A 24303-nucleotide genomic window follows, 5' to 3' on the forward strand; every position below is an offset into this window, starting at 1 on the left:
ACAGAGCATCCGGCACTTATCGTTTCCCGTCAATTAACCGATCCCAAATCAACCCGCGCCGAGTTCGGAGTTGCAGGATGCACAACAACGGCAAGACCGCAGCGGCCGCCGAGCCCCGGACCGCCACCCAGGCCGTGGACCGAGCCCTGTCCATGCTCGTCCTGCTGGCCCAGCGCGGACCATCCGGCGCCACCGAGCTGGCGCGCGAACTGGGGGTGCACAAGTCGACCGTGTCCCGCTTGATGACGACCATGGAGAAGTTCCGGTTCGTCGAACAAGTGGGTTCTCGCGGGAAGTTCCAGCTCGGCTTCGGCATCGTCCGGCTCGCCGGTGCCACCGCGGCGCAGCTGGACATCGCCAGGGAGGGCAAGCCCATCTGCATCCGGCTGGCGTCCGAACTGCGCGGGACCGTGAGCCTCAGCGTCCTCGAGGGCGGAGGCACGACCACCATCACCCAGGAACCGAGCACGGAGCGCAACTGGATCGGAATCCGGCTACCGCTGCACGCGACCGCGAGCGGAAAAGTGCTGTTGGCGAACTTCGGCTTCGAGGATCTCGAAGAAGCCCTGCGGCAACCGCTGCCCCGCTTCACCGAAAGAACCATCACCTCGCGCGGTGCCCTGACCGCCGACCTCAACCGGGTGCGCGACCGCGGTTGGGCAACCGCGCGCGGGGAGTTCGAGGCCGAGCTCCACTCCGTCGCCGTCCCGGTGCGGGGCCCTGGCGGGCGCATGGCCGGAGCGCTGAGCGTCTCAGCCGACAGCGAGCACCTCCGCGCGGCCGATTTCCCCGCAGTCGCACGGGTTCTCAGCCAGGCGGCCGAGGAGATCCTCGAACGCCTGCAGCACCTCGCAGGCCCGTAGCCGGCAGAAAACCTTGACCACCCATGACACATCTATTAGCTTGCACAGATATATCAGTCGTGTGAACCAAAGGTGATCATGCGTCAACCCCGCCGAACGTTCCGATCGCGCGTCCTGCTGAGTGGAGCGGCAGCGTGAACGGCGCGCCCGTGCCCCGGGGGCCGGGCGGCGAGTTGGCCATCGAGGACGCGCAGACGATTCGTCGGGCGACAACGGCCGCGACCTTGAGCAACATCGCCACGTGGTACGACTTCGGCATCTATTCCTATCTCGCGGCCATCGCCCTCGACCGAGTGTTCTTCCCCGATGCCGGCGAGTGGGCACCGGTGTTCACCCTGGGCACCTTCGCCGCTGCGTTCCTGGTCCGCCCGCTCGGCGGAATCATCCTGGGACCGCTGGGGGACCGCTTCGGCCGCACCAGAGTTCTGTCCGCCACGGTCCTCCTCATGACGGTCGCGACCACGCTGCTCGGGCTCGTTCCCAGCTACGGCACGATCGGCATCGCAGCGCCGCTGATCGTGCTGTTCATCCGGATGCTGCAAGGCTTCTCGGTGGGCGGCGAGTACGTCGGAGCCCTGACACTCGTCGCCGAGTACGCCCCGGACCGGCGGCGCGGCTCCCTCGGAAGCCTGCTGGAATTCGGCACGCTCATCGGGTACATGCTCGGCGCCGGTATCACCTCGATCCTGGTGGCCGCACTGCCGGAGGACGACCTGCTGGCGTGGGGTTGGCGGCTCCCCTTCATGCTCGCCCTCCCGCTGGGCGTCACGGGGCTCTACCTCCGGATCGACCTCGAGGAGACCCCGGCGTTCCGGCAGCAGATGGAGCGCTCGCCGGCCATGGCCACCATGGCGCTCCGGCGCGTGTTCCAGATCTTGGTGAAGCACTACCGCTCGGCGGTACTGATCGCCGGTGGACTGATCGTGGCCTGGAACGTCACCAACTACGTGCTGACGAACTACGTGCCGACCTACCTGACGGCCACCCTGCCGGCACACGGCCAGAACGGAAGCAGCGGGGTGTTGGCGACCGTGCTCCAGGCGGCCGTCATGCTGGCCATGCTGATCGTCATCGTCTTCGTCGGCAAGCTCAGCGACCGGATCGGGAGGAAACCGATCCTGCTCACCGGCAGCGCGGTGCTCGTCCTGTTCGGCCTGCCTTCGGTGTGGTTGCTGCGGACGGGCCTCGCCGGTCAGGTCGGCGGCTTGCTGATCATGGGTTTCGCCCTGCTCTGCTTCGCAGCAGTGACCCCGTCCACCCTGCCCACGCTCTTCCCCACCTTCATCCGGTACGGCAGCCTCGCCATCATCTTCAACGTCTTCGTGTCAGCCTTCGCCGGAACCGCACCCACAGTCATCGGAATCGCGGTGACCACGACGGGAAACCTCGACTGGCCTGGCTACTACCTCATCGCAGCAGGAGCGATCGGACTCGTGAGCACCCTCTTCCTCAAGGAGCCGGCGGGAAGGCCCCTGACCGGAGCGGCACCACTCACCTCGAGCGCCGACCTTCCCGCTCCGCCGCTCTCCGAGGACGGCGTGCCGATGGAGAATCCGCCAAAGCGCTGGCGGAAATGACGAACCCCGGCCCCGACTCCCGAAGAAATCCTCCTCCGGGAGTCGGGAGAAGCACAAAGATCTGGCCAATTTCGTCACCGTGACTAAATCACCGCATGCGGCGACACCTAGCCGGTCCGAGTGCGTCGTTCGATTTCCTCGATCACGGCGGGGAGAACCTCGTGCGCATCGCCGATCACCGCGTAGGCGGCGCGGGTGACCATGGGGGCTTGGGGATCGGTGTTGATCGCCAGGATGGTCTTGGCGTCCATGCAGCCTCCCCAGTGCTGGGTCGAACCGCTGATCCCGCAAGCCCGCGCCGACCGGCACGCCCAGCTCACCGGCCAACGCGTGCGCCCGCGCCACCACGCCCGCCGAACCTGCGGTGAGGGCACCGTTCTCGGCCTCGATCAGTGTCAGCAGCATGGTCACACCACCCCGAGCTCGGTCAGCACGTCCACCACCGGTACGGCGGCCGCGGCACCGGGGGCTGTAGCGGAAACGGCGCCTCTCTGTGTCAAGTTGGTCTTGTATGGTTGGTAGTGGCGGGCCTGGTAAGTGACTTGTCCGAAGTGCTGATGTGCGGGGTGTCAGTCAGCCGCGCTGGACGATAGAGCCGCCCCCGAGTGTCCTGCCGGGCCCGCCGCCAACGTCCGCTCGGCGTCGTGGAGAAGTTGGCGGTAGACGGTGTCGGAAAGTCTCCTTTTCAAGCACCGCATAGCTTCCTTATGGCTCTTTCCCGCCGCGCGCTTGCGTCGATAGTAGGCGCGGCCTTCGGTGTCGTGGCGTATCTGACTCAACGCCATCCTGTGCAGGGCATGGTTGAGTTGACGATCCCCAGCGCGGGAAAGCCGGTGCCGTTTCACGTCGCCGGAGGACACCTCAATCGGCGCGGTACCGGTATAGGAAGCGAACGCCGCCGCGGAACGGAACCGGTGCACGCTGCCGACCCGGGCCAGGATCTTGCCGGCGAGCCCGGTCCCGATGCCGTAGAGCCGGGTGAGCGTCGTGCCGGTGTGCTCGACCGTGGTGGCGATGTCGGTGTCGGCGGTAGTGATTCGCCGGTCGAGACGACGGACCTCGGCTACCAAGTCGGCAGCGAGACGTCGCAGAGTGCGTCCCGCGATGTCGCGTGGCCGAACTGTGCGCAGCAGCTCAGCTGCGATCTGGGCCGTCAGTTGGGTGGGTGCGCCCGCGGGGATGAGTTTGGTGAGCAACACATGCAGGCGGTTGATCGTCTGCGTGCGCTGCTTGACCAGGTCGTCGCGGTGTTCGACCACTGCGCGCAGCGCGGCGATCGCCTCGTCGATGCTGGTCGACCGCAGGCCGGTTGCGATCAGCGCCGCGATCCCGACCGAGATCGCGTCCGCGTCGTGAGCGGACGGCGCAGGCATCCTGCTCCCGCCACCACCCGGATCGCCACGATCACTCTGGGCGCCAACGCTGACGCTGTGGCCACCGGGTCCGCCCGTCGACCAGTGGCCACAGCGGCTGGCAGCTCATCGCATCACGATTTCCCGTGACCCTGGTCATCGATCCGGCGGACCAGCGCGTCGAGCGCGACTACGCCTGCGGTGTGCACAACAACCGGGTTCGCTTCCGCTTCCAGCACAGACGGCTGGTCGGTCGCGAGACGGGAAAGCGCGACCACCACGTGGGCCATGGCCTGGACGTCGCCGGCTGGTGCGCCGCGGTGTCCTTTGAGGACGACCAGACCGGTGACCTCGTCGATCATCTCCTTCGCGGTAGCGTGGTCGACCGGGGCCAGTCGGATGGCGCTGTCCTGGTACAGCTCAGCCTGCACGCCGCCAGTGGAGAGCACCACGACCGGGCCCACGTCCGGACTGCGCCGGTAACCAACCAGCACCTCGCCGACGCCCTTGTCCGCCATCGGCTGCACCAGCACCCGATCGATGACGATCCCGGCCTTCTCAGCGACATCTGAGACGATCCCGCGCACTGCGGCACGCAGCGCGTCAACGTCGGAGACGTCGAGAGCGACACCGCCGGCATCGGTCTTGTGCGCGAGCTGGTCCGAGAGTGCCTTGACCACGACCGGGTAGCCGAACGGCAGGGAGATCTCCTCGTCGATCGAAGCGGTCTTGAGGGCCACCGACGGCAAGGTCGGCACGCCGACGCCGGCGAGCAGCTCGGCCGAGGTCTGCTCGTCGAGAAGCCGCGGGGCTTCCTCGGGCAAACCGACGATCCGCTTTGGGTCGATGGTGGCAGACCGGCGGGAGAACGCGGCGGCGATCGCGTCCGCACAGGACTCGGGGGTGCGGAAAGCCGGGACCCCTGAAGAGGCGAGCAGGTTCGCCGCGTCCGGCGCCTCCGGCAGCGCGAACCCGACGACCGGCACGGTGTGCCCGCCGCGTTCGGCCAGCGCCTGCACGGCGAGCTCGGGGTTGAGTCGTGCCGAGGAGCCGATGACGAACAGGATCACGTCGAACTCGCCTGAGTCCTGCAGCTCTCGCAGCGCTGCGGAGACGATGTCGTGCTTCGCGCCGGCCAGACCGAGGTCGGCGATGAGGCTGTGCGGGACCGGTGCACCCGCGGCAGCCATCCTGTCGACGAGCTCGTGGCTCGGTCCGCGCACGGACAGACCGCGCAGCGCCAGCTGGTCCACCATGATCGCCGCGCCGCCGCCGGTGGTGGTGACGACACCGACGCGCGGGCGGGTGGGACCATCCGCCGGGATCCGCTCCAGCAGTGGCGGTGCCTCGCACAGGCCCTCGAAGGTGGAGACCCGGGCGAAACCGCACGCCCGGAAGAAGGCCTCCGCTTCGCTGTCCTCCCCGGCCAAGGCACCGGTGTGCGACACGGTGAGCGCCGCTGCTTCATCGGAGCGGCCCAGCTTGTAGACCGCGACCGGTTTGCCCGCGCGGTGCGCCGCAGCGGCGAATTCGGCCAGATCACCGGCATGCCGCAGGGATTCCAGGAACAGCGCGTAGGAGGTGATCGCCGGATCGTCCAGAGTCGCGGAGCAGATCTCGCCCAGCGACAGATCAGCCTCGCCGCCGGTGGACACGAGGCCGGCGAACCCGATCCCCCTGCCGCGAGCCCGCGACACGAGTGCGCCGATCACGCTGCCCGACTGCGAGGCGACGAAGATCCCGCCGGTCGGCGTGTTCGGTTCGCCGAATGCCGCGTTGCCGGTGAGCATGACGCCGTCGCGCGGGTTGACCACGCCAAGACTGGACGGGCCGACGACCCGGGTTGGGCCCTGCGCGGCGGCGGCGCGCAGCCGGTCCTCGCGTGCCTTGCCTTCCTCACCCTCCTCCGCGAAACCGGAGGACAGCACAGTCACCACGGGAACGCCGAGGCGGGCAGCCTCGGCCACGGTGTCGACGGCGGCTTCGGCACCCGTCATCACGTAGACGTGGTCAGGAACCCCGGGTAGCGCGGACAGGCTCGGATACGCCCTTTCTCCCTGGACCGTCTCCCGACGCGGGTTGACGAACCAGGCGGTGCCCTCGTACCCGGCGGCCGCGAGGAAGCGCTGGGGCCGGCCCGTCGTCTTCTTCGGGTCATCGGAGGCCCCCACGATCGCGACCGATGCGGGGTGCAGCAACGGAGCGGACAGCGTGGCCGCGCTGGGAGCGCGATCGGTCTGCGACGGGGAGGGGTTCTGAGTCATCTTGCACTCCTCGGCTGGGTTCGGGGTGTTCCACCGGGCCGACCGGCGTCACTTCCAGAGTCATTCAATACTCTATAGAGTATGTATTGTAATGTCTGCGGTTTGGACCACATCGATATGGAATGCACCGCCGAAGGCCCCCAGGGCGACGAAACCTCGCTGCCCGGAGTGGTGAACCGGACCCCGCTCGCCGACCGGATCAAGCTGCGCTGGGAAGGCGGATACCTGGTCGGCTCCCCCGCAGCCGCGTTCGACCAACGCGTGTTCGGCGGGCAATTGCTCGCCCAGCTCGTGCTGGCGGCCGGTGAGCACGCCCCTGCCGACCGGTTCGTCGAGTCCTTGCACATCTACTTCCTCCGCCCAGGACGGCCGGGCGAGCCGATCACTTACCCGGTCCGCACCATCCGCAGGGCCGCACCCGGACCGTGCTCGCTGTCGGCGCCGAGCAGTCGGGACGCGAACTGGTCACCGGGCTCGTGGCGCTGGGCCCCGGCGTACCGAGCGGTTCCACCGCCGCGGTTCGGCCACCGCGAGTTCCGGATCCCGAATCGCTCCCCACGCTCTCGCAGCGCCGGGCCGCCGGCCTGCCCGCGGACGGGGTGCGCCTGCCGCCGCATGGCGACTGGCGCACCGCCTCCCGTCCGCTGGACGTGCGCCCGGTGGATGCCCCGTTGGACGATCCGTTCGCGCCGCGCTGCCTGTGGCTTCGTGCCGACCCGATACCGGAGGCCGACAGCCACCTGCGGCGCGCGGTGTTGGCCTTCGCCTCGGACCGCTCGCTGCTGCCGGTGGTCGCCCGGGCCCGCGGCGAGCAGGCGGACCTGCACCGGCCCGCGGCCAGCGCGGACCACGCGATGTGGTTCCACGCCGAGCCGGAGCCGGGCGATTGGTTCCTCTACGTGCAGGACTGCCCGGCCGCTGGGGAGGACGGCGGACTGGCCCGCGGCACACTCTTCGATCGGAACGGCCGCGCAGTGGCGTCGGTCGCCCAGCACGCCGTGCTGCTCGGCTGAACGAAAACCCGGCGGCCCCGGTGCCCGGTCAGCGCAACAAGGCCGGGTCACCAGGCTGGAATCCCCAACCGACGGCCGAACCCAATCGCTGGACGGCTGCCTCGTACTGCGCGGGCGGCTGGGTGGTTGCCCAGTGGCACGGCCCTCCGAGGCGTTCCGGGAAGCCGTAGCCCCGGGTCATCAGGACGTCGATGTCACCGGGTCTGGCGGCTACGCCCTCGGCGAGCACCAGTGCCGCCTCATTCGCGGTCGCGGTGAGCACCCTCTCGACGATCTCCTCAGGACCGATCGCGCGAGGGGTGATCCTGTTGGCGGCGCGGGTATCGGCGATCAACACGTCGGTGCCCGGGTCGTCGTGAGGCGTGCGGTCTCCGTGGGTGTAGCGGTACCAGCCAGCGCCGGTTTTCTGCCCGAGCCTCCCCTTCTCCACGAACCGGTCGGCCAGGTCCGAGTACCGTTCGCGCGGGTCCCGGTCGGCGTCCCGGCGCCGCCGCGCGTGCCAGGCGACGTCCAGTCCGGACATGTCAGCCACCGCGAACGGGCCCATCGCGACGCCGATTCCGAGCAGCGCGTCATCCACCTGCCGCGGCGTCGCTCCTTCCTCCACGAGCAGTTCGCACTGGTGCCGGTACGCGGAGAAGATCCGGTTGCCGACGAATCCGTCGCAGACTCCGACGATCACCGGGAGCTTGCCAAGCAGCCGTGCTGCCGACAGCACGTGATCCAGCACGTCGGCCGAGGTCGAACGTCCGCGCACGACCTCCAGCACGCGAGTGCGGTGTGCAGGCGCCAAGAAGTGCATGCCCAGCACTCGCTCCGGATCAGCGCCGGCTGTCGCGGCCAGCGCGTCGATGTCGAGGTAGGACGTGTTGGTCGCTAGCGGTACCCCTGCTCGGACGACCGTGGAGACCTCGCCGAGCACCGCGGCCTTCGCATCGTGGTCCTCGACGACGGCCTCCACCACCAGGTCCGCATCCGACATCAGCTCGAGCTCGTTCCCGGTACGCAGCCTGGCGACGGCATCGTCGCCAGCGCGCGCCACCTGACTGGAGGCTCGCTCCAGCGCTGCCCGTTCACGATCGACGAGGGCCACGTCAACACCAGCTGAGGTGAACGCCCGAGCGATAGCTGCGCCCATCGTGCCGGCCCCGACCACACCAACAGTCCGGATTGGACGCTCGACTTCCGGTCGTCCAGCACGGGCGGCTGTGGTCCGGGCGAAGAACAGGTGACGTCGGGCTGCAGCATCGGGGCCGCGTCGGAGTCGGGTGAATTCCGCCCGCTCATGCCGCAGTGCTGCCGTCGCGGGTAGTGCGGTTGCGGCCAGGACCGCGCCTGCCGCGGCGACGACCGCCGGTTCCGCGCCGCGCCGAGTGATCAGCCGACGGGCGGTTTCTTCGAGCAAGCCCGGCTTCCCGGTCCGCGGCGGCAAGGTGCTGAGCACTCGCTTGGACTCGGTCCGGGCCGCGGCCACCGCGGTACCACGCAGCTTGCCGGTGACGACTTCGTCGACCAGACCGAGCTCAACGGCCTGCTCGACCGGGATCGGCTTGGCCTCAACCACCAGCTCGAGCAGACGCGATGGTTCCAGCAGCCGCACGCCGCGGACGATCCCGCCCGCTCCCGGGATCATCCCGAGGCCTACCTCGGGCAGTCCGACCTGGCCGCCCGCAAGCGCGATTCGCCGGTCGCACGCCAGGGCGAGTTCCAGCCCGCCGCCCAGGGTGGAACCGGACAGCGCCGCGACCACGGGTAGCGGGTGCGACTCGATCGCGGCGATGACCTCGGGCAGCTGCGGTTCCGGCACCACGTCGGCGGAGAACTCGCGCAGATCCGACCCGGACATCAGGTGCTTGCCCGCACCGATCAGAACGACACCGGTCAGCGTCTCGTCGGCCGCGGTCTCCCCCAACGCGTCCAGCAGTCCGGACCGGAGGGCAGCTGTGCTGGCGTTCACCGGCGGGTTGTCGAGCACGACGACGGCCACATCGCCGTCGTGCTCGACCCGGACCGGTCGCAGGTCGGTGCTCACGACGCTGCCCGCTGCGAGAACCGGCGGCCGAAGATCTCCTCCGCGATCCTGTTCTTCATCATTTCCAACGATCCGCCGGCGATCATCCAGCCGCGGGTACGGCGCTGGCAGTACTCGACGAGCGACTCGGTGCTGTAGCCCAGTGCGCCCATCATCTGCATCGCCGCGTCAGCCGCCTTGAACCCAGCCGTATTGGCGGCGTACTTCGCCACGGTCGTCTCATAAGCCGAAGGGAGCCCGTCCTCGGCGTTGGCCACCGCACGGGCGAGCAACGCATCCGCGGAGTCCAACGCGACAGCCGCCTCGGCGAAGATCCACTGCACGCCCTGGAACTCGTTGAGGGTGCGGCCGAACTGGGTTCGATTGGAGACGTGCTCGCGGGCAAGGTTGAACGCGAGCCTGCCTAGCGCCAGTGAGCGGGAGGCGTTGCCGATGCGCTCGACGTTGAAGCCGCTCATCTGCTTCTTGAACCCGCCCGGGCCGAGCAGGATCCGCGACTTCGGGATGCGGCAGTCGTCGAAGTAGAGCTGGGCCCAGGTCTCACCGCTCATGTAGGCCGACGGTTCGCCGACCGTGAAACCGGGGTCACCACGCTCGATCAGCACCGACCCGATGTTGCGGGTGCCAGGGCCGAAGCGGACGTAGACCAGGAACAACGTGGCGTCGACGCTGTGCGTGCCCCAGATCTTGGTGCCGTTGACGACGAGGTCGTCGCCGTCCTCGACAGCACTGGTGGCGAGTTCGGTGGCTGCCGATCCTGCTTCGGGTTCGCTCATACCGAGTGAGATCAGGCCGCGTCCAGCGAATAGGTCGGGCAGGTATGCGGCCTTCTGCTCAGGAGAGCCGAATTCGGCGAACGTGCGGATCGCACCGAAGTTCCCGGCCTGCAGGATGTCGGCGCTCTTCGGGCAGTGCTGTGCGACAGCCTGGATCACTGCGACCGCAGCGGACAGGCCAGCTCCCTGTCCGCCGTCCTCCTCGGCGATCGTCAGGCCCAGCAGGCCCTGCTCGCCCAGCTTGGCGGCGATGTCCCACGGGTAGTGCGGGTCGTGCGCCCGCTCCAGCGCGCCGGGAGCGAGGTGCCGCGCGGCGAACGAGTTGACCGACTCGAGCAGGTCGCTGCGGGCCAGGTCGTCAGCGCCCGCTCCATCGCTCGAACGGTCGAGGGTCGAAGTCATGCTGATGCCTCTCGTATTCGTGGGGCAGGTGTTTCAGCCGATGAAGTCGAACTTCAGCTTCCACAGCGCTTCGTCGGCCTTCGCGTGCCGGGCGAAGCCCTCCTCGTCGAGCAAGTGGAAGCGCGGTGAGTTGGCTGCGGGCAACTCGTACTCGCCAGTGCGGACCGGACCGATGTCGGTGCGGACCGGCACGAAGCCCTGGGAGCCGACGAACTTCTGGCCGGCCTTGGACAGCGACCAGTTGGCGAACACCTGGGCCGCAGGGTTGTCCGCGCCCTTCGACGTGAGCCCGAGCGGTCCTTCCGAAGCCGAAACCCCCTCCTTTGGGATGACCAAGCGGATGGGTGCACCGTGGTCCTGCGCGCCGAAGGCGTTGTTGACGCTGACGGTCGCGACCGAGATTTCACCGCGAGCCAAGGCATCCACTTCGGTCGACGTGGAGTTGAACACCCGAGGCTGCTGGGCAGCCAGGCGGTCGAGGTATTCCGGGCCGAACTGCTCGATCTGGAACCGGGTGAGCGCGCTCAGGGTCCCACCAGTGGTGATCGCGACGATCCCGAGCTGCCCTTCGTACCGCGGGTCGGCGAGGTCCTCCCAGCCGTCCGGCGGGTTCTCGGTGTGGATGGCGGAGTTGTAGGCCATTGCGTTGACGAAGTAGTAGGCCGGGAACCATTTCGCGTCCACTGTGGCGCCCGCGGCGACCAGCTTGTCGTGGAACGGTGTCCGGTAAGGCACGTACACCCCGGCCTCGCCGAAATCGCGTGCGGTGCGCGGGTCGGTCAGCCGGATCACGTCTGCCCCGAGGCGACCGGCGCCGTGCTCGGACAGCGCTCGCTCGGCGAGCTTGTTGTTCGGCAGCCGGGTCAGCTCGACGGGGATACCGGTCTCCGCGGTGAACCGGGCGATGGTGAGGTCCTCGGCCTCCTTGCCCGCGGCCGAGTACAGCACGACCTTCTTGCCCTTGGCTGCGTCGTAGAGCGCTTTGTCAGCGATCTTTTCCCCGTCGATGGTCAGGCCATCGGTGGTGTCCACCTGCGCAGCGGCAAGGAGCTTGGCCGCGCGGGCGGCTGGCGTGTTGTGCACCGAGCCGCCGCACGCCGACACCACCAGGCTCACCACGGCTACCAGGGCCAGAAGCGCCGCACTACGCGCCCGAGGACGGGGGGTTTTCATCGTCTCAGGCACCGTGGCCTCCCGAACCCGCGCCGAACCGACGCGGCAGGTAGCTGAGCAGGAACATGATCGCGCAGTAGATGAGCGCGGTGGCCGAGGCTTCGCTGAGTGCACCGCCGTTCTCGAACTGGTCGTAGATGGCGATCGAGAGGATCTCGGTGTCGGAGGTGTAGAGGAACAGCGGCACAGTCAGCTCACGCATGCTCAGCATGAGCAGGAGCAGGAACGTGGAGAGCACCGAAACCCGCAGCAGTGGCAGGGTGATCACGGCGATCGCCCTGCTTCGACGAGCCCCGAGCATCACGGCGCTGTCCTCCAGATCCCGGTCAGTGGCCCGGATCGAGGCGGCGATACCCCGGAATCCCTGCGGCATTTGGACTGCTACGAAACCGATGATCAGCACCCAGAGCGTGCCGTAGACCGGCAGGGGCATGACCAGCCAGGTCCAGAGCAAACCGATACCGAGCACGACGTGCGGGATGGCCAGCGGAACCATCGACACGTTCTCCAACGCACCGCGGCCCCAGGACTTCGTGCGGTACACCACATAGCCGACCACGAAGGCGAGCCCGGTGCCGGTGACCGCAGCGGCGACCGCGACCACCACGCTGTTGGTGGCCGCCCCGAGGAAACCGTCGGACGTCAGCGCTGCGGCGAAAGAACTCACGTCGAGCGCACCCGGCTCGGCGAGCGAACTGAACGAGCTCATGTACGGAGAACTCCGGACCGCCGACAGCAGCAGAGCGAGCAAGGGCAGCACGATCGACAGCACGAAGTAGCCGACTGCGATGACCAGCACCGGCGTACGCCAACGTCCCAGTGCAATCGTGCGGGCCTTGACGCCCTTGCCCGAAACCGTGGTGAACGAACGGTTGGCCAAGTAGCGGCGCTGCATCCAGGTGACCGCTAACACCACCGCGACGAGCACGTTCGCGATCACTGCGGCCTCGTTGCCGCGCGACGGCGTGGTATTCATCAGCTTGTAGATGAAAGTCGGCAGCGTGTCGATCCCGCCCGGGGTGGCTAGCACCTGGGAGACCGGGAAGTTCTCGAAGACCAGCACGAAGATCAGCAGGCCGGATCCCAGGATCGCCGGGAGCGAGAGCGGCACGGTGACCGAACGGATGGTGCGCCAGGTCGGACTGCCGTGCACCCCGGCCGCGTCCTCGAGGTCGGGGTTCATCAGCGACATCGAGCTGTGGATCATCAGGAAGGCGTACGGGGCGTAGTACATCGCCATCACCACGATGACCCCGACGATCGAGTAGATGTTCACGATCGGCCCCGTCGCACCGGCGTCGCGGAACGCGACGTTGATCAGCCCGGCTCCGGGGCTGGCGAGGATCGACCAGGCCAGTGCGCCCACGTAGGACGGCAGGAACATCGGCATCAGGCCGATCAGGTAGAGGAAACCGCGGGCCCGGGCGTCGGTCCGAGCGGCCACGAACGCCAGGGCCCCTCCGATCACCAGTGCCAGCACCGTGGCGCCGACCGCGATGATCAGCGAATTCAGCGCCGCGGCAAGCACTCCCTCGGCCGCGAGGACTCGCAGGTTCTCCAGCGTGAACGCAAGCCCCGAGTTGCCCGGCCGGGGCACATCGGTGGCGAATGCGGCCACCACGATCAGCGCGGCCGGGACCAGGACGAGGAAGGAGACGAACGCCAGCAGCGGGAGCCCGAGGATTCGGGTGCGAAGCGGGACCGGGTTGCGGCGTCGGCGGCGCGGTGCGCCGGCACCCGGTGCGGCCGACGCAGGGGCAGGTCTGGTCGGTGTGGTGGTCATGCCGCGACGACCTCCTGCACGCCGGCGACGTGCTCCGGGAGCAGCCGGACGGCGCGCGCCTCGACGCGGATCGAGACCTCGGTCCCGGCGGTGAGCGTCCCGGTCGTGGGTGGCGGGCAAATCGCCTCCACCGCCAGACCTGAGCCGGTGCGCACGGTGCACCTGATCGAGGCGCCCTGGAAGACCGCGACTTCGACGGTGCCGTGCATCCGGTTCACCGACGGCGGATCGGTCTCCTCGGGTGTGCCCGGGTCGACGCGGACGTGCTCGGGCCGGATGCAGGCGAAGCGCGGTCCGACGGCGCCGGGCTCGACCTCGTCGACCACGAGCTCCTGACTGTATCCGGACAGCAGTACCCGGTTCTGCTCGGCTCGTTCGACCTCGAAAACGTTGGTGACGCCGAGAAAGCTCGCGATGGACGCGCTGGCCGGAACGGCGTAGATCTCTTCCGGCGTCCCGAGCTGGGTGATCCGGCCGCCCTGCATGATGGCGATCCGGTCGGCCAGCGAGAGCGCCTCCTGCTGGTCGTGGGTGACGTAGAGACTGGTCAGGCCGCGCTCGACCTGGATCCGCCGCAGCTCCACCCGCAGCTCGTCGCGCAGCCGCGCGTCGAGGTTGGACAGCGGCTCGTCCAGCAGCAGCACCGCGGGCTCCATGGCCATCGAACGGGCAAGCGCGACCCGCTGCATCTGGCCGCCGGAGAGCATGCTGGCCCCGCGCTCGCCCAGGTGGCCCAGGCCGACGATGTCGAGCACGTCTACGGCTTTGCGGCGGGCCTCGGCCCGACCGACTCCCTTCATCTTCAGCGGGAATGCGACGTTGTCGAGCACGGTCATGTGCGGCCAAACGGCGTAGGACTGGAAGACCATGCCGACGTTGCGCTTGTGCGACGGGACCGATGTCCCACTCGATCCGTCGTACACCGTCCGGTCACCGATGGTGATCCGGCCGCCGGAAGGGGATTCGAGACCGGCGATGCACCGCATGGTGCTCGTCTTCCCGCACCCTGACTGTCCCAACAGGACAACTGAATTCCCATCGGGGATCGTCAGGTCAAGATTTTTCACGGCTCGGTGCTCCCCGTAGGTGAGCTCCAGCGCTTCGACACCAACCTTCATTGGATGGCTCCTTGCAACGTGGTGCGGTCAGTCGTGAGAACGTGCTGGTTCAGCCGGCGACGGTCGCGCTGGCGCGGATCGCGCGGTCGATATCGGTCAGGTAGTCCAGTCCGTCGAAGGCCTGGACGGCAGTAATGAGGTCAGTGGTGGCGGCTGCGCCGACCACTGGTTCGCACAACCCGCGGACCTTGGTCTCGAGCGCCTCATCGGAAAGCGGGTTCGCCGGCTCGCCGTAGGGGTGCTGCACCCATGTGGTGTGAGTGTGCCCGCTGGCGAGTTCGAGAGTGATTCGTGCTGGGCGGCCGGACCGCGGATAGGCGGCATCTGCTTCCGGATCCACGGCCACCGTGACGCGGTCCATGAGGCATCGAACGGCTGAGTCGGCGCGGGCTGCGGACTCGAAGTCGGTCAGCGTCACCGCGCCCCGGGTGAAGGCGACCGCAACCGTGTAGGGCAGGCTCAGCTGGGCCTGCAAGATCGTGTCCAGATCGGTCCCGGTGTGCCGGGCAGCGATCGGGAATGTCTCGACCCGCACCGCAACGATGTCGGCTGGGTCGATCGCGTGCTCGCGGCGTAGTTCCAGCGCGCCGTCGATGGCACCGTGCAGATGCCGGCAGCACGGGTAGGGCTTGACGTAGGTCTTCTGCAGGACCCACTCCTCCCCCAGCCCGTCGGTGACGCGGTCGGGGAACCACGCCTCCCCGACCGGTCCGGCGTAGGCGGCGAAGTACCCGTCCGCGCCTTCCAGGACCGTGGTCGGACCAGTGAGTCCGGCGACGGCCAGATCGGCTGCGGCAATTCCGTCTCGCGCGGCCTTGCCCGGGTGGAATCGCTTCACTTCGGCCGAATCGCCGAGGAACTCGAAAAGTCCACCCGCGTGCGAGCCAGCGATGCCGAGGGCGTGCGCGGTCTCGGACTCCGACAACCCACGCAACACTGCCGCCGCGGCTGTGGCACCAAAAACACCGCCCAGCGGGGTGTTGTGGAAATGGCGATTGCGGGTGGCCGGGTGACCGGCTGCTGCGATCCGGCAGGCAAGCTCCATGCCGATCGCAGCCGCAACCCGCACGCGTCCGGTATCGGCACCGAGGCTCTGGCCGAGGGCGAACACCGTCGGCAGTACCACCGAGGTGGGGTGCATGCTGCCGGGGGTGTAGCCCTCATCGGATTCGATGCCATGCCCGTTGGTGCCGTTCACCAGCGCCGCGCCCAGCACCGACGACGTACCGTGCCCGATCGCGGTCGCCACATCGCCGGGATAGAGCGCGGCGGCGTGCCGCGCAACGGCCCCCGACACCGGTCCGACCGAGCTGGCGACCATGCCCGCCACCGCGTCGAGGGTCATCCGGCGCAGGTGGTGGTCGAGGTCGGCGGGCAACGGCCGCGCCTGCTGCTCGACGATCCACTTCGCGACGTGCCGGGTCAGTCCCGTGTGTGCGTACATGCACTTCTCCCGCTCGACGTGATCGGGCCGCCCTCGTTGGCGGCTGCACAGAAGCTACATACTCTATAGAGTGTTGTCCATGGACTGCCGTGCCCAACTACCTTGGGTTAGTCGATAGGCAATAGACTGTTGACTGTTGACTCCTGGTCACCACCGGACGGGCAGAAGGGCGACACATGAGCATCGGTAATGCGGATTCCCCACCTCAGAGCCGCACGGCCTGGGTCGCCGACCGGATCCGCGAAGACGTCGCCGCAGGCACGATCCGCCCCGGAGAGCTGATCAAGCAGACGGTGCTGGCCAAGCGATACGGGGTCAGTCCGACGCCGGTCCGGGAAGCACTGCGCATCCTGGAAGCCGACGGCATGATCGTCTACTCCACCCACAAGGGCGCCTCGGTCCGCGAGATGACCCCGGAGACCGCCGCGGACCTCTACCGACTGCGAGCCGCCGTGGAATCCGTCGCCTCGGAGATGGCTGTCGAGCGGATGACTCCCGACAAGCTGCAGGAGATCGAGCAGCAGCACGCCGAGATCGACCGTGCACTCCGGGACGGAGCCGCTCCCGCCGAGCTGTCCCGCCTGAACAAGCAGTTCCACTTCACGATTTACGAGCAGGCATCGCCGCTGGTCCTGCAGTACGTCGAAACGCTGTGGGTCCGCTTCACCCCACCCGCGACCATCTGGGGAAGCAAAGACGCCGCCGAGGCGCTGCAGCGCGACCACGACGCCATCCTGAAGGCCATCCGGGAAGGCGACGCCAACTCGGCCGCCAGGCTGGCCGCCGAACACGTCCAGCACGCCGCCGCCATTCGCGCAGCGAACCCGGATCTGCGCGCCGCCGGCGGACAGGACCGCGAAGACGTAACCAGCATTTGATCCCGGCCGCCGCCAGCTAAGAGGGCATCTGATCTTGGCTCCCTTGATCAACTTGTGATTTCCCGGCGTGCGTATCGCAGCGACCTGTCCGATGCCCAGTGGGCGTTGATCGAGCCGACCTTGACGGCATGGCGTGCCGCACGGCGCGGGCCGGGAACCACGGCGCGGGTACATGACTTGCGGGAGATCGTGAACGCGATCATGTATGTGTGCCGAACCGGGATCGCCTGGGAGTACTTACCGCACGACTTCCCGCCCTACAAGACGGTCTATGACTACTACGCCAAGTGGGAGGCCGATGGCACGACCGAGGCGTTGCATGACTTGCCGCGTGATCGGGTCCGCGTGGCAAGAGGTCGTGCGGCGGCTCCGACAGCAGCGATTATCGACTCGCAGAGCGTGAAAACCTCGTGCAATGTCAGTGAATCCAGTCAAGGAATCGATGCGGGCAAGAAAATCAAGGGCCGTAAGCGGCACATCGCTACCGATGCGTTGGGTCTGCTGCTGGTGGTAACTGCGGCATCGGTACAGGATTCCGTTGGCAGGCAGGCGGTCCTGGATCAAATCGCCATTGCACATCCGAGCGTGTCCATGCCATGGGTGGATGGCGGCTACAACAACACGGTCATCCGCCACGGAGCCCAGCAGGGCGTCCAAGTTGAAGTCGTCAAACGCCCTACCGCCAAGGGATTCCACGTGTTACCCCGTCGATGGGTGGTAGAGCGCACGCTAGGTTGGCTGATGCTGCACCGCCGGCTCGTACGCGACTACGAGGCACTGCCCCAGCGTTCGCGCACGATGGTCCACTAACATAATGAGCCGCACCCTGGCCGATGAATCCACCCGAACCTGGCGAATCGAACGACCCAAATCGAACATCACCGCCCAAATCTAGATCAGATGCCCTCTTTAGAGGATCGGCAGCTGCGCGCCGTTGAGATGCGGCGCTGCTGAGCCGGTTGTTGGCTGGGCTTGTTCGATCGTCCAGTTCGGACCGAAGTAGACGATCACCAGGCCGTTCGTGCGGAGTTCTTGCAACCGCTGAGCCTGCTCCTTTTGCAACAGGTCCAACTCGGTGGTGCGCTGACGGCGCGCCGCCAGCAGCAACGCGGCCACACCACCGGTGCCGACGACGATGGTGCCGGCCAGCCGAATGGCCGAGCAGGTCGGTCTTGGCGCGACCGAACATCTGTCTCTTGATCGTTTTGATTCGGTTGACGTGTCCTTCGACCGGGCCGCTGTTGTAGGGCAGGGTCAGTCCGGCGGTGACCGCGTCCTGGTCGCGGCGGAGTCCGCGAACGAAGGAGTGCAGCGCCGGTTGGTCGTCGGTGTCGACGGAGTGCATCCATTTCTCAAGTTCGTGGCCGCGCAGGCCGCACATCATGGTCGCGAAGGCGCGGACATGGCTGGTCAGCGCCGCGAGTGGTGGGCTGGTGGCCAGAATCGCATCGAGCTGACGTTGGTTGTCTGGCTCTAGGTTGGCGGGATCCCTCATGATCCAGCCCACGGCTCGCCGGACCGACGGGGGTTTACCGGGTGGCTCGGGGACGTGTCCGGCTGCGCGGAATGGGTGCAGGTACTCGAGCACGATCTTCCGGCCGCCTCAGTACCCGCGTTGTTTGATCTCGTGAAACAGGCGTGTGGCGTTGGTGCAGCCGGCGTTCCAGCGCTGGTGCAGGTAGGGCTTGAACTCGTCCAGCAGGCTGGCGCGTCGTCCGGTCCCGTTACGGGTCAGCAGCTCCTCGACCGTCTCGGCGCGGGCGAAGCGGCGCACCGTGCCCCGCGCCAACCCAAGTCGGGTAGCGATCGCCCGGATCCCCACGCCCTGCTCCAGCAGTGTGTGGACCGCCGCGTAGCGCTCCCGCGTGCGATAGGCAATCCGATCGGTCCTGTCAGCGGGCTGCACCGACATTCCCGGCACGAGAGCTGGATCGTCCTCGGTGTGCTGACCATGAACATCCGAATCAGTGGCAGAATTATCGGTTTCGGAGTCAGTGGAGACATCAACCGCTGCCTGCAAGCATTTCTGGTGTTTGGCCACGGCTTTCTCGACGGCGCCAGCGAGGTTGTTCCACACGTGCCATCGATCAGCCACTTGCAGCGCGTCCGGTGCGCCGGCGCGGGCGCCCTCGGCGTAGGCGCCGGTGCGGTCTCGACAGACGATCTCCACACCAGGATGGTCTTGTAACCACGCGGTCAGTGTTTCGGCGGTGCGGTCGGTCAGCACGTCGACTGGGCGGCGGGACTCGATATCGATCAGGATCGTGCCGTAGTGGTGCCCACGGCGTAAAGCGAAGTCGTCTACGCCCAGCACCCGAGGAGTCGATCGTTCGGGATCGGGCAAGGCACGAACCAGGCGCAACAACGTCATCCGGCTGACCGCGGCGGCTAGGCGCTGGGTCAACCGCGCCCCGGCGCGACCACCCAACGCCAGCGCGACTGCGCACAACACCCGCTCCAGCGCCGTGGTGCGCCGGCCATAGCGAGCCGCCAACTCCGGCACCGCTTCAGCGAAGGTCTTCTTGGCACACTCGGGGTTATCGCAGAACAACCGGCGGACTCGCAGCCGAATCACCACCTCCCGGCCCGAGAGCGCGGTGTCGGACAACCGCCGTTCATAGCGGCTGTGCGCCCGATCGGACAGACTTCCGCAGCCAGGACACGCCACGCGGCCGGTGAGCGTGCTCGCCTCGATCCGCACCACCGGTCCGGCGGCGTGCACATCGTCAATCCGTAACTCGGCCAGATGCGGGAACAGGACCCCAAGCACTCCAAGATCAGCACACCGGCCCACGTGATCAACTACCTGGCGAACGCGCAGCGCCCGGGTCCATCACGGAAACCGTGCCAGAGCCCACATTCGGCCGCCGTTGACACCCGGGGCGGTGCTGTCAGAGTCAGCACAGCGAGAGCCGGGCTGCGGTGGTGCCGCACCTCAGGAAGCCTACCGCGTAACGACGTCGCGCGGACTCCCACCCGCGTTAAGCAGTTCCAGCACCAACGATGGAGTGCGGACCGCGAGCGCTTCGATGTCATCGGCCTCCGCGAAACGCTACGTCGACCGCAGCGGGCTGGACCGGCGGCTGGGCGAGCTAGTGAAGATCCGCGCCTCGCAACTCAACGGCTGCGCCTTCTGCCTCGACATGCACAATCACGAGGCCCGCGCGGCCGGCGAGCAGCAGCGCAGGCTGGACGTGCTCGCAGCGTGGCGTGAGGCACCCGAGTTGTTCACCGAGCAGGAACGCGCCGTCCTGGCGCTCACCGAGGCCGTCACCCGCATCGGCGAGGCAGGCGTGCCCGACCCGGTCTGGGACGAGGTCAGCCGGCTATTCGACGAGAGGCAGGTGGTAGCGCCGCTGATGGCAATCGCCACGATTAATGTGTGGAACCGGCTGGCCGTCGCCACCCATCAGCCGCTGCCCGGATAGGACTCGCACGAGAGCGAGAATCTGCTGCGCAGTAAGGACGGTGTGTTCCCCGCGGACTAGTCATGGCCGTAGCGGTGCGTGGCCTGTACGTGGGCTTCCAGTTTCATGCGTTCGCGCATGTGGGGGTAGTGCAGTTCGAATGCGGGACGTTCGGACCGGATGCGCGGTAGCTCGGTGAAGTTGTGCCGCGGGGGTGGGCAGGAGGTGGCCCATTCCAGCGAGTTCCCGAACCCCCAGGGGTCGTCAATGTCGACCAGCACCCCATACCGAGCGCTGGTGAACACGTTGTACAGGAACGGCAGCATCGAAGCGCCCAGGAGGAAGGCGCCGATCGTCGAAACCATGTTGAGCGTGGTGAAACCGTCAGTTTCCAGGTAGTCGGCGTAGCGCCGCGGCATGCCCTCGTTACCCAGCCAGTGCTGCACCAGGAACGTGATGTGGAACCCGATGAACGTGAGCCAGAAGTGCAGATGGCCGAGCCGGTCGTCCATCATCCGCCCGGTGATCTTCGGGAACCAGAAGTAAATACCGCCGAACACCGCGAACACGATCGTGCCGAACAGCACGTAGTGGAAGTGCGCCACCACGAAGTAGGTGTCGGTGACCTGGAAGTCCAGCGGCGGTGAGGCCAGCAGGACCCCGGTCAGGCCGCCGAAGAGGAACGTGACCGCGAACCCCACGGAGAAAAGCATCGGGGTCTCGAAGGTCAGCTGCCCGCGCCACATGGTGCCGATCCAGTTGAAGAACTTAATCCCCGTCGGGATCGCGATCAGGTACGAAGTAAACGAGAAGAACGGCAGCAGCACCGCGCCGGTGGCGAACATGTGGTGCGCCCACACGATCACCGAAAGTCCGGCGATTGTGAAGGTGGCGAACACCATACCGGCGTAGCCGAACAGCGGTTTGCGGCTGAACACCGGGAAGACCTCGGTAACTATGCCAAAGAACGGCAACGCCACGATGTAGACCTCCGGATGGCCGAAGAACCAGAACAGGTGCTGGTAGAGGATCGCGCCGCCGTTGGCCGGGTCGAACGCGTGGCCGCCGAGGTGCCGGTCGATCAGCAACCCGAACAGCGCGGCGGTCAGGATCGGGAACGCGATCAAGATCATGATACTGGTGACGAAGATGTTCCAGGTGAAGATCGGCATCCGGAACATCGTCATGCCCGGTGCCCGCAGGCACACGACGGTCGTGATCATGTTGACCGCGCCGAGGATGGTTCCCAGTCCGCTGACGATCAACCCGGCCGCCCACATGTCACCGCCGGGGCCTTGGCTGAAGATCGACCGGGACAGCGGCGTGTAGGCAGTCCAACCGAAGTCTGCGGCGCCGCCGGGCAGCACGAACCCGCTGAGCACGATCAGCCCGCCGAACAGGAACAGCCAGTACGAGAGGGCGTTGAGCCTCGGGAACGCTACATCCGGCGCTCCGATCTGCAGCGGCAGGATGCAGTTGGCGAAGCCGAACAGGATCGGTGTCGCGAACAGCAGCAGCATCACCGTGCCGTGCATGGTGAACAGCTGGTTGTATTGCTCCTGCGACAGGAACTGCAGGCCCGGCGCCGCCAGTTCGCCCCGGAGCAGCATCGCCATGACGCCGCCAGCCATGAAGAACGCGAACGACGTGATCAGGTACAGGATCCCGATCTGCTTGGGGTCGGTGGTGTGCAGCCAGTACACGTAGTGCCCCTTCGGGCGGTGCTTGGCGGTGTAGGCCCTGGTCGGAACCGGGGCGGATCGCCGTTCTACGCGTGCCATACGTACCTCCGGACCCACCGTGAAGGAGACCCCCACCACGCCCCTCAGGAACTACGGCCAGGGAAGTCCACACGGTAATCGTCCAGTTGCTTGGTTTCAGGTCGGACGTCCAGCTCCAGGCACCGACGTAAGCCCAGCTCGATCCTCGTACTCGGCGGCGAGGTTGTCCTGTCGGGCGTGGATACCCGCGACCTCAGGCGGACTGATCGCCTCGATGCCGTCGGAGGTCGTCGGGATTGCGAGACGTGTTGAGTTCGGCTGTGAAGGCAGTGTCGGCCGATTGGGCGTGGTGTGCCCACCGGTGAACGTCGGCCTACGAGCCGCTGGTCATTCCGAGCCGGGTGCCATGAACCATGCCAACGCGGTAGCCGGCGAATGGAGAGTCCAATGGCCTCTCGCCCCTGTTTGGGCGAGCAACACCTGGATTCAACGAGAGCAACCGCTATCGTGGTCGTTCGTTTTGGGTTCATGGAAAGGGGGGATTGACACAGCTTGCTCAGGTTCTGCGCGCCCGGCGGTCTACTCATTTCACGGGGTTCCCACCTTGACGGCGGACGCCGGCACCGCATGGCCGGATGCGGCGGTTGCTGCGGTCGCATGCTTCCAGCTATGGGGAAAGTCGCGCTGACAGCATTGGCACGCGTGCAGCTCGAGCGGGCTCGCGAACACGGGCGACACGCCGCGAAAGCTGTCTATGGCGGGCACCATCGAACCCTGCGGCAGCACGGTGATCGCTTTGACCGACGGTAGCGAACTCGGCGAACACTCGAACCCCGGCCAGGCCACGTTGCAGGTGGTGTGCGGTCGCATTCGGTTGTCCAGCAGCGAGACCTCCGGGGACTGCAGGACGGGCGATTTGTTGATCATCCAGACTCTCGCCACAGCGTCAGTGTCCTGGAGGACTCGGTCGTGCTACTGACAGTGGCCATAGACCGTTCAGCCTGACAACTCTTCTGGCGGTGCGCGGAGTATGGGAGCATTCGACTCCCTGCCCGGCGGCGTGACTCATGCCGTGGGTGGTCGTCCGATGGTGTCGCTGCCTTGCGTGTCACCGTGCGGCGCTGTCTCCCCGATGGCTTGCAGAGCGATCGTCGCGTGCGCGTAGGCACCGCCTGCGCGCATCTCCGCCGCCACCCAGATCGCTTCCATGATTTCTTCGGGGCTGGCTCCTTTGCTACGGGCGAGCTGCGTGTGACCCGTTATGCAGTACGGGCACTGGGTGACGTGGGCGACCGCGACGGCCAGCAGTTGCTTGGTTTTCTCCGACAGCGCCCCGGATTCGAACACCGCATGACTGAAGCGATCGAATGCCTCGTGGATCTCGGGTGCTAGCTCCTTGCGGCGCTCACCCAACTCCGGTGTGGCCGGGTGGTAGAAAGCCTCCGCCATTGCCCTTCCTCCTTCTGCCGACTACCGCGTACCCCAGCGAGGGATACGGCTGGATGCGGTCCGGCACCGTGGGGGGTACCCGGCTGCGAGGGATATCCCGCACCGTGCACGACGTGCTGGTTCATCCTCACGGGGTTATGTTCGACTGGCCTCCATTGGACGAGACCTGTGGGGATGGGCTGGGAAGATGGCTGACGATTCGCCCGGTCGCCGTACCGGGACGACGGCCGGAACAGCGCGAGCACGACGCGACCTGCTCCCTGAACGGCGCGGTGATGATCTACTGGCGGCAACCCTTCCGGGGCTGCAGGCGCTGGATCGTGATCAAACCGGCTTCCGACACCGCACGCGGTTGCGAACCAGTCAGGGAAGGGACTTACGCGGTAGCCTTTTCCGCCGCGCCCATCAGACAGCGCAGGCAAGAGTCACGTTGCGGAGTTGATGCCCCCGATCCGCACCCCCTGGACGCCGATCACCGTGCGGGCCAGTGCTGTAGCGACCCTGCGGCCCGTGTGATCCGCGCGTACGTTGGAGAGAGTCGCTTGGCCCTGTTCGATCCGCACGGTCCAGCTCCCAGGGTCGCCGGTATAGCTGTCCAGCAAGTAACGGACCTGGCTGGCGATCACGTCGTCGTCACGGACCAGTGTCCGAAGCAGATCGCGGCGCGCCACGATCCCGACAAGCTTCCCATGGTCGACAATGGGCACACTATGCAAATTGTGCGAGAGCATCATACTGGCGAGTTGGTCAATTCCGGTGCTCATTTCCGCCACTCGAGCCGGGCGGGTGCATCACCTCGCCTACCGCGGCGGTTGAGTCCCAGTCTGCAGAGGACGAGGCGCCCGCTACGTGGTCGCGCAGCAGGTCCGATTCCCCAACGACACCCACGACCAGGTCGTCGGTGTCGATAACCGGCAGGGCGCCGACGCCGTTCTCGGTCAACAGCACGATCGCTTCCCGGAGGGTGCCCCGTCCCTCACGGACACAACCGGTCGCGTCATGATGTCGGCGGCTTTCATGACGTGCCCCCTCGTCGTTGTCGGTCAGTCCC

Annotated in this window: 21 protein-coding genes and 3 pseudogenes; 7 read left to right on the forward strand and 17 right to left on the reverse strand. The window is 67.1% G+C overall.

The genetic code is table 11. From position 1 onward, the window contains the following. Window positions 1-77: 77 nt before the first annotated feature. Together AC07FN_RS22930 and AC07FN_RS22935 are read left to right on the forward strand one after the other, a co-directional pair. Window positions 78-863 (forward strand): IclR family transcriptional regulator, encoded by a 786-nt coding sequence (locus tag AC07FN_RS22930; protein WP_478397452.1) that lies wholly within the window; start codon window positions 78-80, stop codon window positions 861-863. 134 nt (window positions 864-997) lie between these two features. Beyond that, the gene (locus tag AC07FN_RS22935; protein WP_478397453.1) at window positions 998-2440 is read left to right on the forward strand and encodes an MFS transporter; all 1443 of its coding nucleotides are present in this window, start codon (window positions 998-1000) and stop codon (window positions 2438-2440) included. Window positions 2441-2547: 107 nt separating this feature from the next. Here AC07FN_RS22935 and AC07FN_RS22940 read toward each other — a convergent pair whose 3' ends face one another. The 3 genes from AC07FN_RS22940 to AC07FN_RS22950 all read right to left on the reverse strand — a co-directional run bounded on the left by AC07FN_RS22940 (window position 2548) and on the right by AC07FN_RS22950 (window position 6056). Then, window positions 2548-2691 carry a hypothetical protein gene (locus AC07FN_RS22940; RefSeq protein WP_478397454.1) on the reverse strand — a complete coding sequence of 48 codons (144 nt, stop codon included), beginning with the start codon at window positions 2689-2691 and terminating at the stop codon, window positions 2548-2550. A gap of 318 nt (window positions 2692-3009) precedes the next feature. Next, window positions 3010-3813: a transposase gene (locus tag AC07FN_RS22945; protein WP_478397455.1), complete on the reverse strand. Its 804-nt coding sequence runs from the start codon at window positions 3811-3813 to the stop codon at window positions 3010-3012. A gap of 113 nt (window positions 3814-3926) precedes the next feature. Next, on the reverse strand, window positions 3927-6056 hold the full coding sequence (locus tag AC07FN_RS22950; protein ID WP_478397456.1) for an acetate--CoA ligase family protein: 2130 nt from the start codon (window positions 6054-6056) through the stop codon (window positions 3927-3929). 117 nt (window positions 6057-6173) lie between these two features. Between AC07FN_RS22950 and AC07FN_RS22955 the strand changes: the two are divergent. Both AC07FN_RS22955 and AC07FN_RS22960 read left to right on the forward strand, forming a co-directional pair. After that, window positions 6174-6407, forward strand: a pseudogene (locus AC07FN_RS22955) (hotdog family protein); the annotation flags it as partial. A 74-nt stretch (window positions 6408-6481) separates the two neighbouring features. Beyond that, window positions 6482-7069 (forward strand): acyl-CoA thioesterase, encoded by a 588-nt coding sequence (locus AC07FN_RS22960; RefSeq protein ID WP_478397457.1) that lies wholly within the window; start codon window positions 6482-6484, stop codon window positions 7067-7069. A gap of 28 nt (window positions 7070-7097) precedes the next feature. Here AC07FN_RS22960 and AC07FN_RS22965 read toward each other — a convergent pair whose 3' ends face one another. Genes AC07FN_RS22965 through AC07FN_RS22990 form a run of 6 tightly spaced genes read right to left on the reverse strand, consistent with a single transcriptional unit; the run spans window position 7098 to window position 15797 of the window. Next, a complete protein-coding gene (locus AC07FN_RS22965; protein ID WP_478397458.1) occupies window positions 7098-9101 on the reverse strand; it encodes a 3-hydroxyacyl-CoA dehydrogenase NAD-binding domain-containing protein in 2004 nt (667 codons plus the stop codon). After that, window positions 9098-10279 (reverse strand): acyl-CoA dehydrogenase family protein, encoded by a 1182-nt coding sequence (locus AC07FN_RS22970; protein WP_478397459.1) that lies wholly within the window; start codon window positions 10277-10279, stop codon window positions 9098-9100. Before AC07FN_RS22970 ends, AC07FN_RS22965 begins: the two co-directional genes overlap by 4 nt. Before the next feature lie 33 nt (window positions 10280-10312). Continuing rightward, on the reverse strand, window positions 10313-11464 hold the full coding sequence (locus AC07FN_RS22975) for an ABC transporter substrate-binding protein (protein ID WP_478397460.1): 1152 nt from the start codon (window positions 11462-11464) through the stop codon (window positions 10313-10315). Further along, entirely contained in the window at window positions 11457-13235 is a 1779-nt protein-coding gene (locus AC07FN_RS22980; RefSeq protein WP_478397461.1) for an ABC transporter permease, read from the reverse strand. The genes AC07FN_RS22975 and AC07FN_RS22980 overlap by 8 nt, the downstream gene beginning before the upstream one ends. Then, window positions 13232-14353 carry an ABC transporter ATP-binding protein gene (locus tag AC07FN_RS22985; protein ID WP_478397462.1) on the reverse strand — a complete coding sequence of 374 codons (1122 nt, stop codon included), beginning with the start codon at window positions 14351-14353 and terminating at the stop codon, window positions 13232-13234. Before AC07FN_RS22985 ends, AC07FN_RS22980 begins: the two co-directional genes overlap by 4 nt. 49 nt (window positions 14354-14402) lie before the next feature. Then, window positions 14403-15797 carry an MmgE/PrpD family protein gene (locus AC07FN_RS22990; RefSeq protein WP_478397463.1) on the reverse strand — a complete coding sequence of 465 codons (1395 nt, stop codon included), beginning with the start codon at window positions 15795-15797 and terminating at the stop codon, window positions 14403-14405. 176 nt (window positions 15798-15973) lie between these two features. On the opposite strand from AC07FN_RS22990, the gene AC07FN_RS22995 reads away from it, so the two are divergent. Next, window positions 15974-16675 (forward strand): GntR family transcriptional regulator, encoded by a 702-nt coding sequence (locus AC07FN_RS22995; RefSeq protein ID WP_478397464.1) that lies wholly within the window; start codon window positions 15974-15976, stop codon window positions 16673-16675. A 54-nt stretch (window positions 16676-16729) separates the two neighbouring features. Beyond that, window positions 16730-17570 (forward strand): annotated as a pseudogene (locus tag AC07FN_RS23000) (IS5 family transposase). 14 nt (window positions 17571-17584) lie between these two features. Here the strand turns inward: AC07FN_RS23000 and AC07FN_RS23005 are convergent. From AC07FN_RS23005 to AC07FN_RS23015, 3 genes and pseudogenes are all read right to left on the reverse strand, one after another. Beyond that, entirely contained in the window at window positions 17585-17791 is a 207-nt protein-coding gene (locus tag AC07FN_RS23005; protein WP_478397490.1) for a hypothetical protein, read from the reverse strand. Window positions 17792-17912: 121 nt separating this feature from the next. Further along, a pseudogene (locus AC07FN_RS23010) lies at window positions 17913-18170 on the reverse strand (ISL3 family transposase); the annotation flags it as partial. A 108-nt stretch (window positions 18171-18278) separates the two neighbouring features. Further along, a complete protein-coding gene (locus AC07FN_RS23015) occupies window positions 18279-19445 on the reverse strand; it encodes an ISL3 family transposase (RefSeq protein WP_478397465.1) in 1167 nt (388 codons plus the stop codon). Window positions 19446-19704: 259 nt separating this feature from the next. On the opposite strand from AC07FN_RS23015, the gene AC07FN_RS23020 reads away from it, so the two are divergent. Further along, window positions 19705-20103 carry a carboxymuconolactone decarboxylase family protein gene (locus AC07FN_RS23020; protein ID WP_478397466.1) on the forward strand — a complete coding sequence of 133 codons (399 nt, stop codon included), beginning with the start codon at window positions 19705-19707 and terminating at the stop codon, window positions 20101-20103. A 56-nt stretch (window positions 20104-20159) separates the two neighbouring features. Here the strand turns inward: AC07FN_RS23020 and ctaD are convergent, their stop codons facing one another. The 5 genes from ctaD to AC07FN_RS23045 form a co-directional block, all read right to left on the reverse strand. Next, window positions 20160-21863: an aa3-type cytochrome oxidase subunit I gene (gene ctaD, locus AC07FN_RS23025; RefSeq protein ID WP_478397467.1), complete on the reverse strand. Its 1704-nt coding sequence runs from the start codon at window positions 21861-21863 to the stop codon at window positions 20160-20162. Window positions 21864-22391: 528 nt separating this feature from the next. Next, on the reverse strand, window positions 22392-22730 hold the full coding sequence (locus AC07FN_RS23030; RefSeq protein WP_478397468.1) for a hypothetical protein: 339 nt from the start codon (window positions 22728-22730) through the stop codon (window positions 22392-22394). Between the two features lie 138 nt (window positions 22731-22868). Further along, entirely contained in the window at window positions 22869-23252 is a 384-nt protein-coding gene (locus AC07FN_RS23035; protein WP_478397469.1) for a carboxymuconolactone decarboxylase family protein, read from the reverse strand. Between the two features lie 425 nt (window positions 23253-23677). Beyond that, complete coding sequence (locus AC07FN_RS23040; RefSeq protein WP_478397470.1) at window positions 23678-24016, reverse strand: CBS domain-containing protein; 339 nt, start codon at window positions 24014-24016, stop codon at window positions 23678-23680. Then, entirely contained in the window at window positions 24000-24200 is a 201-nt protein-coding gene (locus AC07FN_RS23045) for a CBS domain-containing protein (RefSeq protein ID WP_478397471.1), read from the reverse strand. Before AC07FN_RS23045 ends, AC07FN_RS23040 begins: the two co-directional genes overlap by 17 nt. Window positions 24201-24303: the final 103 nt, after the last annotated feature.

This window comes from Saccharopolyspora sp. NPDC045941 (assembly GCF_056431445.1).